Annotated in this window: 10 protein-coding genes; 4 read left to right on the top strand and 6 right to left on the bottom strand. The window is 37.6% G+C overall.

The window, feature by feature from the left end:
- Window positions 1-4 precede the first annotated feature (4 nt).
- On the bottom strand, window positions 5-1,336 hold the full coding sequence (locus RE471_RS08005) for an MFS transporter (protein WP_309214323.1): 1,332 nt from the start codon (window positions 1,334-1,336) through the stop codon (window positions 5-7).
- Window positions 1,337-1,655: 319 nt separating this feature from the next.
- Window positions 1,656-3,110 (bottom strand): MFS transporter, encoded by a 1,455-nt coding sequence (locus RE471_RS08010; RefSeq protein WP_309214324.1) that lies wholly within the window; start codon window positions 3,108-3,110, stop codon window positions 1,656-1,658.
- A gap of 755 nt (window positions 3,111-3,865) precedes the next feature.
- Between RE471_RS08010 and RE471_RS08015 the strand changes: the two genes are divergently transcribed.
- Window positions 3,866-5,554: a long-chain fatty acid--CoA ligase gene (locus RE471_RS08015; protein WP_309214325.1), complete on the top strand. Its 1,689-nt coding sequence runs from the start codon at window positions 3,866-3,868 to the stop codon at window positions 5,552-5,554.
- Window positions 5,555-5,616: 62 nt separating this feature from the next.
- On the opposite strand, the gene RE471_RS08020 is transcribed toward RE471_RS08015, so the two are convergent.
- Together RE471_RS08020 and RE471_RS08025 are read right to left on the bottom strand one after the other, a co-directional pair.
- Window positions 5,617-5,979 (bottom strand): hypothetical protein, encoded by a 363-nt coding sequence (locus RE471_RS08020; protein WP_309214326.1) that lies wholly within the window; start codon window positions 5,977-5,979, stop codon window positions 5,617-5,619.
- Window positions 5,980-6,097: 118 nt separating this feature from the next.
- The gene (locus RE471_RS08025; RefSeq protein ID WP_309214327.1) at window positions 6,098-7,036 is read right to left on the bottom strand and encodes an MBL fold metallo-hydrolase; all 939 of its coding nucleotides are present in this window, start codon (window positions 7,034-7,036) and stop codon (window positions 6,098-6,100) included.
- Between the two features lie 121 nt (window positions 7,037-7,157).
- Here RE471_RS08025 and RE471_RS08030 point away from each other — a divergent pair, with 121 nt between their 5' ends.
- A complete protein-coding gene (locus RE471_RS08030; protein ID WP_309214328.1) occupies window positions 7,158-8,321 on the top strand; it encodes an MFS transporter in 1,164 nt (387 codons plus the stop codon).
- On the opposite strand, the gene RE471_RS08035 is transcribed toward RE471_RS08030, so the two are convergent.
- Together RE471_RS08035 and RE471_RS08040 are read right to left on the bottom strand one after the other, a co-directional pair.
- Window positions 8,318-9,826, bottom strand: a complete 1,509-nt coding sequence (locus RE471_RS08035) for an AMP-binding protein (protein ID WP_309214330.1) — start codon at window positions 9,824-9,826, stop codon at window positions 8,318-8,320. The two genes, RE471_RS08030 and RE471_RS08035, sit on opposite strands and share 4 nt — an antisense overlap.
- A gap of 8 nt (window positions 9,827-9,834) precedes the next feature.
- Window positions 9,835-11,481: an acyl-CoA dehydrogenase family protein gene (locus RE471_RS08040; RefSeq protein WP_309214331.1), complete on the bottom strand. Its 1,647-nt coding sequence runs from the start codon at window positions 11,479-11,481 to the stop codon at window positions 9,835-9,837.
- Between the two features lie 101 nt (window positions 11,482-11,582).
- On the opposite strand from RE471_RS08040, the gene RE471_RS08045 reads away from it, so the two are divergent.
- Window positions 11,583-12,362 (top strand): DNA adenine methylase, encoded by a 780-nt coding sequence (locus tag RE471_RS08045; protein WP_309214332.1) that lies wholly within the window; start codon window positions 11,583-11,585, stop codon window positions 12,360-12,362.
- Window positions 12,363-12,424: 62 nt separating this feature from the next.
- Complete coding sequence (locus RE471_RS08050) at window positions 12,425-13,210, top strand: DUF72 domain-containing protein (protein ID WP_309214333.1); 786 nt, start codon at window positions 12,425-12,427, stop codon at window positions 13,208-13,210.
- Window positions 13,211-13,275 lie beyond the last annotated feature (65 nt).

The following is a 13,275-nucleotide window of genomic DNA, read 5'->3' on the forward strand; positions in this document are numbered from 1 at the left end:
TAATTTATTCTTTAACAAAAATCGCAGAAATATCCTCCAGTTCTTTTTTGTTTGTTTCAGTTTTCTTCCCCATCCAGAATACAGTTACAATTGTTGCACCAAAACAAATAGCTGCATATGTCAGGAGCATGCCTGGTACTTTGTAATAGGTCAATAATAAAGCCCCACCCAATATTCCTATAATACCGGCTACCCTTATGCCTCCAACACTGATTCCCTGTCCGATACCTCTGATTTCGGTTGGATACAGTTCTGTAGAAAGTGAGTATATTACCGGAATGTAAAATGATTGTATAAAACCGCCAATTGCAAGAGATATGAGCATGAGTGGAACATTAAAATACGCATGCGAAGAAAATATTACCATAGAGATCAACGATAATCCAAGTCCTACCGCTCCTATAACTATCATTTTTATCCTTCCAAGCATATCAATTAATTTGAAAGCTACAATATTCCCTATTATCACAGGAGTTACCCAGGCACCGGCCGTAAATAAAAGCGTGTTTGATTTTGGGATATGTAGGGATAATAGTAAAACCGGCGTCAGTTCAAGAAGGCCGGAAGCCGGGATATTTAATAGCATAACAAGAAATAGAGGTATAGTAACACCCCATATATATGGCTTCATGAGTTTACTTTCTGGTTCTATATATTTTTCATATTTTGGTAAATTATCCCTTGAAAGCCCTATTTCATCAATGGCCTTTTCTGCCTCAGCAATTTTGCCATGAACTGCTAACCATCTTGGGGTTTCTGGTAATTTGGATCTAAGTACCAGTCCCATCACCGGGGGAATTACACCGAATATAAATAAAATCCTCCACTGTAATGCACCCAGTGGGACAAGCAAAAATGCGATTATATATGCAACTAAAGCACCTACATTTGCTATAATCCAGAAGAAATCAAATGATGAGCCACGCTTATCTGGCTCTACAAACTCCGATAGGAGAGTAATTGCCGGCACATAGTCAGCACCTATTGCAAAACCGACAATAATTCTGAATATTAACAATGAATCGTAATTCGGGGCAAGTCCTGAAAGAAGTTCGAATATAATAAACAGCAACAGAGTTAAAATGAAACTTCGTTTTCTCCCAATTTTATCAGATAGAAATCCGAAGGAAATTGCACCGAATAATCCGCCAACAAATGTCATTGAACCTAAAAGCCCGAATTCTGGTGTAGTAATTTTAAGTGACGAAATTATACTCGCAGAGGCTCCGCCAACTACACTTGTGTCAAATATATCAGTAAATGCACCAATAGCAGTTGCAACATATAAAAGTCGTATAAATTTATTGAATAAATTATTATTTATAATTTTATCCATAACAGCAATTTATTTCTTATATTTAAATTTATATTTTTAAATAGATTGTTTAATTTATGATAGTAGTATATTATCTTACTAAAAAAATAACATTATAACCAAAATAGTTATCTAATTTTATATAATCTATAATGTTAATCAAAAAAACTCCTATGAATATGTATATATAAACAATATATTACAAGAATTAATAATATTATGTTATCATTCCATCAAATATTATTGGGAATCTTATAATTTGAATATACATTTTTATTTAATATTGAATACTGAATATAAACATAAAAATAATGATATCTAATTTATATACAATGTATTTTTATTTCATACTATTTTTTTCAGAATCCAGAACAACAGCTTTTTTGCTTTTAATACCTGTTATGTATGACATTATTGCGCCTATAACAAGTACTATCATGGAAACAAGAAGCGCAGAGTGAAGCCCCACAACAAATTTTGAGGATACATTGCCCTCCAATTTATCCAGACCGAGAAATACTTCAAATGTTACGTATCTTGGGACTGTGGACGCTGCAACCGTAATTGCTATTACATAGCTGAGAAGTGTGCCAATATTGGTAAGTGTCCTGAGAAGCCCGGAGGAAGAGCCATAAAGTTCCCTTGGTGAATTGGACATAACAGAACTCGTGTTGGAGGGCCAGAACATAGAACCTCCTAATCCAGTAATTATAGACCCGACAATTACCAGATATATGGGGCTGGTTACACCCAGGAATAGGTAGACTACAATTCCCATCGCCATTATCAAAATTCCGGTACCCGCGATTATGCCTGGTGGGATTTTATCAGAGAGTCTTCCCATTCTGGGTGATAGAAGACTGGATAACAGGTACCCTGGCACAAGTATCAGGGAGGCGTCAAAGGGGGAGAAACCCCTAACCCCCTGAAGATACATTATTAATATAAATAGAACAGAAAGGAAGCCTATTGCCTGCAGTGTCGCTGCCATTAGTGACAGGGATAATTTTCTGTTTTTAAATGCCCTTGTATCAATAACCGGGCTTTTAGAACGCTTTTCAATGATGGCAAAGGGAACTAAGATTATAAGTCCGGCTATAACCATGGAAATATTTGTTATATTTGCACCCACCGATGCTACCTCCACAGCACCATAGGATATTAATCCCAGTATAGCAATAATCAGTACAGTGCCAACATAATCTATTTTTACGGTGGATTTTTTGTTGTCTTTAATATACTTTTCAGCCATATAGAATCCTATCAAGCCTATAGGTACATTGATATAAAATATGTACCTCCAGCCGATGAATGTTGTTATAACCCCACCAAGGATTATTCCCAGGACACCGCCTATACTCCATCCCATACTGGTAATTCCGAATGCCCGTCCACGCTCTCCCGCTGTAAAGTAATCGGCTATAATGGCGTTACTGTTTGCCTGCAGAAGCACTGCACCGAAACCCTGAACAATTCTCGATATAATAAGAAAATCAACGTTAGGTGATGCTCCGGCCATGGCTGATCCAACTATAAATATAAGAAAACCTGCGTTAAATATCCTTCCCCTACCGAATATATCGCCAAGCTTGCCCATCTGGGTTGTTAATGTGGCCAGTACCAGCAAGTATACAAGAATTACCCATATAGTATCCAGGAACGGAGCCTTCAAATCCACAGTCATTGTTGGAAGTGCAAGCAAAACTATGGTTGTATCGATTGCAGACATTAACATTCCTATCAAAACGCTAATTAAAATAAATGTGCGGTTTTTATATTCCGATTGCTTATTCATCGAATCACTTCACGCAGTCGGGTCACTGCAGCGGGACTTGAAAATCCCATTTATCCCATTACAGGAAATGATAGTATAGTTATCGATTTAATTTAAATATTTTGTGAATATTCCATTGACCAACGCATAAGTATTCCTGCAGGAATAGTAAATATTGTGGAGACTATTGGCAGGGTACTATATTTATATGCCATATAGAATGCAACAGGCTATTTTTAATTCATAAGCACGGGACACAATCATAGATAGAACCCAAACTTGTCGTTCTAAAAGTATTGTGTATAAAATATGGTGTACCTGCGAAATAACAGTCTGGAAAATTCGCTTAAACATATCATTGCCATAATGTAATGGTAGGGAAAATGCAAAAATTAGATAAGAGCATGGTATGTGTTATTGATTGCCAGGTATTCACCGAATGTTCCATTTAGAGAGGTTTTGCAAAATTAAAATTATCTAAGTTCCGTAAGGACACTTATTATAATTATTTTTCTGGGAGCGTATACTAATCTCCATTTATCAAAATTTATATACAACATCTGTGTATATTTAAGGTGAATGGAATGTTTTTAGATAATATAAAATCCGGTTATAATGTGGAGGGCAATATACATTGTACCAATTATCCTTCAAGTATGAGTATCTATAAGGTTAAAGGCAGGGAATCCGGTATATTGAGCATTATAGTTTCAAATTTTATGATTGGCTGTTCCAGATCAAAGTACTGAATTTAGATAGGTTTGTGAGGGGAAATTATGGAATATATAAATGAACAAAATATGGATGAAATATTGCAAAAAAGTTATCCACCATGGGTACACAGGCATGTTGAGATTCCCGATATAAGCATATATCAGGCACTGGTAAATTCCTCCTTAAAATATTCGGAACGTACAGCAATTGATTTCATGAACACAAAAATATCCTATAAAACTTTAAAAGGAGAGGTTGATGCTATTGCTTCTGACCTGGAAGGAATTGGAGTAAAAAAGGGTGATAAGGTAGCCATAATGCTTCCCAATATTCCACAATATATCACTTATTTTTTTGCCGTGCTTAAATTGGGAGGCATTATTGTCCAGGTAAATCCACTTTATACGACCAGGGAATTAAAATATGAAATGGAGGATTCGGGGTCTAATGTAATTGTCACCTTGGATGAATTCGTTCAAAAAGCTATGCCTCTATATCCATCTATTATCAGTAAAATTATAGTGGTACGGGTTAAGGACTACCTGCCGCCACTGATTTCCAACATATATGCATTGAGTACCATAAGAAAAAATACAAAAGTTGTGGCAGATAAAAATATCATTGTATCCAAAAGACCTGGAAGTGTAGGAGACACAGGTAAAGTAGCCCAGATAAGCCCAAAAGATGATGCTGCCCTTATACAGTACACAGGAGGAACTACCGGTGAGGCCAAGGGGGCAGTACTGAGCCATAGAAATCTTATTTCAAATGCCTATCAGGTAATAGAGTCACTACCTGAAACCTATAAAGAAAAAACAACATACCTTTCTGCAATTCCATTTTTTCATGTATATGGGATGATGACGGCTATGCTGACTCCCATAATCCAGGGTTCCACAATAATTCTGGTACCAGACCCCAGAAATACCAAAATGATTTTATCACTTATAGAAAAGAAAAGACCCACCGCATTTCCTGGAATCCCGGCGATGTACCATTCACTGGTTAACTATAACAACATAAACAAATATAACTTGAAAAATGTAAAAATATGCATATCAGGTGCATCGTCGCTTCCCGTTGAACTCCAGAAGCAGTTCGAAAAACTTACAGGATCAATACTGGTAGAAGGTTACGGATTGAGTGAGTGCTCCCCGGTTGCAAACATCACACCACTTGTGGAGGAGGAAAGAGAAAAATACAGAAGATTTGGATCTGTGGGACTTCCAGCCCCGGATACTTATGAAAGGATAGTTTCCCTGGAAGATGGAATTTCCGATGTGCCTGTGGGGGAGCAGGGAGAATTGCTGATTAAGGGGCCGCAGGTAATGATGGGTTACTGGAACAGACCTGAAGAAAATAAAAAAGTCTTAGATAATGGATGGCTTCACACCGGTGATATTGCCAGGATTGATAATGATGGGTATGTCTATATTGTGGACAGAAAAAAGGACTTAATCATAGCAGGCGGTTACAATATATATCCAAGGGAGGTTGAGGATGTATTATATGAGAACCCGAAAGTTTCTGAATGTGCCGTGATAGGGGTTCCAGACGAACATAGAGGTGAAAACGTTAAGGCAGTAATTGTGAAAAAAGACAGCACACTGACTGAACAGGAGGTTATAGATTTTTGCAGGGAACGGCTTGCGGTTTATAAAATCCCCAGGATAGTGGAGTTCAGGGATAGCCTTCCATTGACCCTGGTGGGAAAAATAGACAAAAAACAACTCAGAAATGAAAAAATCTAATGAATAGCAGGATTACTTAAATATCACAGGAATCCCCCCGTGGATTAAAAATAAATTCTAAATTACATGAATTTTGATATTTTCTGAACAACAGCCGGGGGCATTTTCTGCATCGTTGCCTGGATCATCTTCATATCTCTTTTCTGCAGTTCTGGTGGAAGTTCAGAATTGGCCTTCATCCTCAGTGCCACGAATCCCTTCAACTGGTCATCACTGAGTTCTGATGCAATGCCCATGTTTGTTGTGCAGAGACCGATATACGTTTCATCATCTGCCTTATTTATTTCGGTTATAAGGCCCTTAATCATTTTAACTTTGGCAGCATCGTCTTCCTTGAACATCTGTGTAAATAGTTTCTGCATTGCTTCCTTTCTCTTTTCAGGATTCATTTTAGCTATTGTAATTATATCTTCCATTTTTATCATTTTAACATATATTCAACTGATAAAAATGTTTTCATTACATTTTCTTCACATTTATGAAATGTACAGGTTTAAACAAGCTTAATCCTTTATATATTTGTATAAAGGAACAATATTTGAATTAATTCGTAGAAATATACATATCTACACCATTTATATATTTCTTTTCTATAATTCCATTATTTTCCATATATTTAAGATGGGCTATGGTTTCCATAATGGCAAAATTTTGCTCCATATAATTCATGCCCGTTAATTTGCGCCCATTGCTCCATTCTATTGAGGAGGCCAGACTGAAGGCAGTTTCCTGGTGTTTAAGGCCCTTTGTCATTGCCTGGATTCTTTTCATATGATGCTGTATAATTTCATCTATCCTTCCGGTAAAGTCATCTATATTATCCCTGTGGCCTGGATATCCTATTTTAACATCGTATTTTCTAATTTTCTTCAGGCTTTCAATATACATTCCAAGGTAATCCGCTCCATTGCTGTACACGCTGATATTAGGCGATATGTTCTTCAGAACATGGTCACCGGTAATCATTGCCTGGATATCTTTAAGGTATATGGCAACTGACCCTGGAGAATGCCCAGGGACATCTATAATTTCAGTATCCACCAGATTCATATTATCCAGTATATTAAGGTCCAGTGATGAGTAATAATTTATAAACTGCATTATGGGGTTTCCCTCAAGTATTCTGGTAAAAAGGCCCTCTGGAACTCCATTAGAAATCATTAGCTCCCTGTAATCATTGAAATATTCATTCCTGTTATCTGTGATATATTTAATTGCATCATAATCATTTCTGGATATATAAACAGGGATTCCATGATTTTTTGTAAGATATAGTGCCCCTCCTATGTGATCTATGTGTAAATGTGTTATAATGCAGAAATCTATCTTGCACAGGTTCACAGATTTTTTTAGTTCATTGTAGCTGTTTTCTGACATGCCTGTATCCACAATGTAATCTGCATTGCCCGAGATATGGTAAATATTTGCAGTTTTTAGGGCCCTGATTTCTATGGGAACAGTAATTTTTTCAATAGAATTCATACTGGTTTATTGCAGGGATGGTAATTAATTATTACATATGGATAATATATGTCCGATATTTATTTTTGCAATATATATTTCATTGATAAATTATTAATGGTATTTTACATTTAACAGTTAAATGCAGAATGATACGGGTAACATCAGGGCAAAACAATTAAGGCATATAATGGGAGCTTCAATATTCTCATTTTCCATGAATTCTACCCTGAGATTTTTTATCCCGGTACTGATACCATTGCTCGTCGCTTCCCTAAATATATCTGTTTATATGGCATCATTATTCATAACTTCCTACTGGATTGGATATACACTATTTCAGATTCCATCAGGCATTATTGCGGATCGTATGGGCGTGGCAAGGGTAGCCCGACTTTCATTTCTTTTGATGGCACTGGTTTTTTCTTTTTTTTATTTCGTGAAAAATTCATATGTAGAAATTATCATCATTCAATTTTTCCTTGGATGTTTTTCAGCAACAGTTTACGTCTCTGACACATCTGTAATACAGAAATGGATTCCTGCAACTGGCAGGTCAACATTTGTTGGAATTTACCAGACAGGGTTTTTTATAGGTGCCTCACTGGGCGAATATTTTATTCTCAGGGCACTGGACATCAGTTTTGAGTTTCTTTATATTTCAATAATGTTGGTACTGGCTATTGCTGCAGTTATGAATTTTCTGTTCATAAAGGAACCACCAGTGAAAGAACGCAGGAAGCGCACCAGAATAGACAAAAAAATTCTTTATGTTGCCATGATAAGGTTTTCTGCCGGTTTCCTGTATATTGGATTCATTACACTGTTTACAACGTTCATAGTTTTCGATCACATAATACCATATTCAACAGCCTATCTCTATGCATGGATACCTGCAGTTGGAGGCATAATTACGTCACCCTTTGGTGGATTTATATCTTCAAAAGTAAAACGTGGGAAATCACTGGTTTCCATAATTCCAGTAATAGCCCTTGGGTCAATAGTGATATACATTAACTATGCTCCAGTTGCGGCTGTATTCGGCATTTCATTTCTTTCCGGAATGCTCTATGGGCTTTATGCAGGACCCTCGATGGGAATGGCATCAGATTTTAGTGGCGGCGATCATAACCTTGCATCAGCAAGCAGCATTCTGAATTTTAGTTCCCAGGTTGGCGGCACTGTGTCTCCCCTTATTATTGGATATTTCTTCTCCCTATATGGCAACTTCAGGCTGGCTTTCACATTTATTGCCTTAATATCGATTATTATTGTATTAATTCCATTAATAAAGATAAAATTTTAGTATTTTAAGGCTCTCAGAACAGCTTTATCAATTTTTCCAACGCTTGTCATGGGCATTTCCTCAATAATACGGAAATCCACGGGAATCCACCATTTCTTGATGTGCCCAGAATCTACCCTAGAATGCATAAATTCTCTTAATTTCCCAATATTGATGTTTTCCGAAGCTTTAATCCAGGCTACAGGCAGCTCTCCCCATTTTTCATCAGGTATAGCGGTTACAGCACATATCTCGACTCCCGGAAATTCAGATATCATGGATTCAATAATTGATGTGGGTATCCATTCACCCCCACATTTAACCACATCCTTAATTCTGTCCAGTATTTTAATTCCCCCATCATCTGTCAAAAGTGCAACATCACCTGTTTTAAACCATCCACCTTCATATTCATTGCCATCCTTTCTATTAAGGTATTTGCCCGGCAGCCATGGGGCATTAATCCATAATTCACCTATAGTATTATTTCCAAGGATGTTCCCTGAATCGTCTCTTATAGATACGTTAACCATGGGAACAGGGTGTGTTACAGAACGCAATGACTCTATATCTTCTTCGCTTCCTATGGATATGGATGTTGCCAGCATATCTGTTCCTCCATATATGGTGGAGAATTTGATGTGCTTGTTTTTAAGTTTTCTGGCTATGCCACTGCTGATGGGAGAACCCCCTATCAACATTTTAATGCCGTTTAATTGATTATCCGTGTCATGTGCAAGCAGATCGTAAACCATTGTTGGTACAGCATTTATCCATGTGGCCTTATGCTTCTTTATGCTGGAAACTACATTTAACGGATTATATTTACCAGTTATTACATAATTTGCACCAAGATAGGCAGCATGAAAGGCAGATCCCCATGACCATAAGTGATAGAATGGGATCAGGGAAAGTATGGTATCGTTATATCTCAGCGATGCTGGGGATTGAAACATTCCAAGCTGGTACAGGATGCTGAGACCACCATTAACGGTCTTTTCGTTGGTGTATAAAACCTCCTTTGGTTTTCCTGTGGTTCCGGATGTGAAAAGTATAGAATAATTGTCAGGCCCGGAGGTAATTTCTTCACGGTGCTTATCGCTGACAAGCATTTCATCAAATTTTGTATATCTATTATTAGATCCCATAGAAATTACATGATCTTCCCTAAATTCTTTTCCTATACCGGCATTAAGGAAATCCCCTGATGCAAATATATACTCCGCACCGGATTCCCTTAAAGTCTCCATAGCCATATTCCATGGAAGTTTGATATTTACAGGGTAAATTATTGAACCTGTCATGCTGGCTGCGAAAAGTAGTTCCATAAATTCAATGGAATTATAATCAGCAACTGCAAACACAGTCCCTCTTGAAATCCCCATTTTATTCATTGATGTGGATATTTTTGAAACCTCATCATACATTTCCCTGTATGTCAATGTTCTCTCGGCGATTATTTTACTTTGTGGAAATAGAATCGCTGCACGTCTTAAAGTTTTAATTACAGTAAATCCCTCTCCCATATTGCCACCTAATTTTTCAGGCTCCTTTCCTGCCTTTCAACATGTATCAGGGACTCTGAAAATCCCATTGTGTCTGTATCATAATCCTCCTTTTTCACATACCGTTTAAAGTAAAGTTTCCCCGCTTTTATAAAATCTTCATTTCCTGTTTTGTTGCCTATATGCAGGAGCAGGATTGATGCCATGGAATTTCCCATTATATCCATTAGGTACTTAGCATGGAACTGTGCTTCAGTAGCATCCATGGAAAGGATTTTATCTATACTTTCCCTGATAAGATTATAGCAAGAGTCTGCAATTTCTCTACCATCCCTGATTTCTGAAACAGTATTCTGAAAGTCCCGGAGCATTTTGATGTGTGCCCTCTTTCTCATTATTGCTTCAAGCATATCCAGGGCCTGAATGTTGCTTGCCCCTTCCCATATAGGTGTTATCAGGGCTTCCCTGTGCCAGCGCTCTATCGGGAATTCTGAGAGAAAACCTATCCCACCGTGAAGCTCTGTAGCCATTTGAGTTACTATTGAGGAAGATTCTGCCGTGATATTTTTTACGATATGAGTCATCAGCCTGGTATAATTATAATCATCATCGTATGGTGGCTTTGATTTTATGGAAGCATTGAAAAGATCAATAGTTTTAAATGTTAGTGCAATTGACCCTTCGAGAAGTACTTCCATATCCAGCAAATCCCTTTTTATTCCGGGATGATCTAAAAGTAGTGAGCCGAATGTTTTCCTCTTCATTGAATAATAATAGGCTTCAAGATATGCCTTTCTTGCAATTCCACATGCCGCTGCGGCATTGTCGAGCCTTGAAACCATGAGGTCTTCTGTTATATAGTAAATTGCCTTTCCAGCATCGCCAAGCATCTGCGCCTCTGAATTTTCCAGTTCCACTTCTCCGGATGGAACACTCTTTGTGGCGCTTTTTTCTTTGAGTCTTCTTATTCTATAGTTTAAATTGCCTTCGCCATTTCTCCTTGGGAGCACAAACAACGATAATCCCTTGGCTCCATGGTTATTATTATGAAAGGCAGATGTCAGTGAGACATCGGCAAGGCCTGCATTGCTGGCAAAATATTTATCGCCGGTCAGGTACCATAAATTATTTCCCGGTTCTGCTACTGTTTTATTTGCACCGAGATCGCTGCCACCCTGTATTTCTGTAAACCATGTTGCACCCAGTAACAAATCACTGGAGTCCCCGGTTAATCCTGAAACGTAATCCCTGAAGTTATCAGAACCATACTTGTGCAGTGCATATGCTGTCTGATGTGTTAGTGTAATTATACAGTAGATGCCAGGATCTGCCACAAGATAGCCCATGGCATAATGATCCAGTATAGATTTTCCATGGAAATAGGGCCTGTTTATTCCAAACTCTTTTATGAGTTTATCAAGCGTATGTTTTTCCACAGAATTTATAAGAACACTATCTATTCTTTCTCCATCAATTCCCCACATTTTCAGCACTGGCGGTGATATTTTATCTATATAATCGGTAATTTCGTAAAGCTGTTTTCCAGTATATGCTCCCAGTGGGCTGAGATTGAGCCTCTTTCCTGCGTAAAATTCAACGATTGCCTGGAATGGAAGGTCTATATCATAATGGTTCTTCCCATAAATGTTAGATATATAAGAATACGTATCATCCATAAGAAATAAAGTGCTTGCAGTATATAAAAATATGGAAATGGATTTAATTATAGTTTAGTTTTTCTTATATATTACGGAGGCATATAGTTTAACAGTTGAAAATGAACAGAATAATGAAATATCCCGGGTCCAAAATAGGTGTTATTAAGGATATCCAGGCACTTTATGATCGATCCGGGTGCAGAACCTTTGTGGATGTTTTCGGGGGTTCAGGGTCTGTATCCCTGAATATAGATTCCAGAAATATAATTTACAATGACATTAACAGGGACCTGTATGCCCTGTTCACAGTACTGCAAAAACATTTTGCCCAGTTTTACAGGGCCGCAAATGCCCTCGCAATGGATCGTAAGCTATTCTTCGATTATTATGATAGGAGAATAGTTATGGATGCTGAAAATCCGGAAATTGAAAGGGCATTTTCCATTTTCTTTAATTTCAACACCGGTTTCGGGGGAATGGGGGAAACCTATGGAAAAAAGGATAAATCACTTTTCGGGGGTTACAGAAAAAACGTCTCAAACCTGATTAAAGCATCACATGCTATTGGCAGGATGAAAATAGAGAATATGGATTTCAGGAGCATAATAGAAAAGTACGATTCGCCTGAAACCTTTTTTTATCTGGATCCGCCCTACCCCGGCAAAAACTGGTATGTGCACAATTTTACTGAAGGTGATTTTATGGATCTTGGAAGCAGTGTGATGTCTTTAGATGGAAAATATGCAATGAATTTCAATGCATCAGATGCCCTACCTGTGAAAGTTTTTGGCAAACCGTCCTTTATAAGGGAAGAAGCAAACCAGAACGGCAAGCCTGGCAAGACCCAATCCAGGAAAATAGCCTTCTATACAAATGTTGTTGCTGCAAAGATGAGGTAAATTACCGGATAACCCGGGTGGTAACTCTATAAATTTATTATATGTTACGGAATTATTGATATATGGAATACAGGACAGGGTGCTCAGGGTGGAGTTATGATTTCTGGCGTGGGAAAATCTATGATTTCCGTGAAGCACCTGGTAATTTTTTGAAGATTTACTCAAAACTCTTTGATACCGTTGAAATAGATTCAACTTTTTATGCTGCACAGGGCCGGGATACTGTAAACAAATGGTACAGTTCTGTGCCAGATGGATTTCTCTTTTCCCCGAAGATGCCCAGAAAAATAACACATGAATACAGATTGCAGAATTGTGAAAAAGACCTGGATTTCTTTCTAAGTAATATTTCACTGCTAAGGGAAAAGCTTGGAATGATTCTAATCCAGCTGCCACCTGATTTCGCATACAGTATAGCAATATTTGAAAATTTTCTTGAAACCCTCCCGGGAGATATAAAATTCGCCGTTGAATTCAGGCATACGTCATGGTTCAGGGATGATGTGTATTCAATGCTAAAAAAATTCAACATAACCATGGTATGGCCTGTGCTCGATTACATCAGGCCGCCTGAGGTAAAAACTACCAGGAACCTTTACATAAGATTCCTTGGGAATAAATCGCTCACAAAAAACATGCTGGGAGAGATGAGAATCAACCGCCGTAAGGAGATAGATTCGTGGACCGGGAAAATCATTGAAAACAGCCACGGAATGGCCACTATTTACATCTATGCAAACAACCATTATGAAGGGTTCTCCCCCGAAACAGTAAAATATATCAGAAACAGGATTGGCCTTTCTGAAAATGCTGCAACACTTGGTGAGAGGCAGAAGAAACTGTTTTAGATATGTATTAAGTGTATATTATATTTACTACGTTATAAATAATATTTTATACTGCCTTTCTATTA

The sequence above is a fragment of the Ferroplasma sp. genome, assembly GCF_031200575.1.
In the GTDB taxonomy this organism is placed as follows: domain Archaea; phylum Thermoplasmatota; class Thermoplasmata; order Thermoplasmatales; family Thermoplasmataceae; genus Ferroplasma.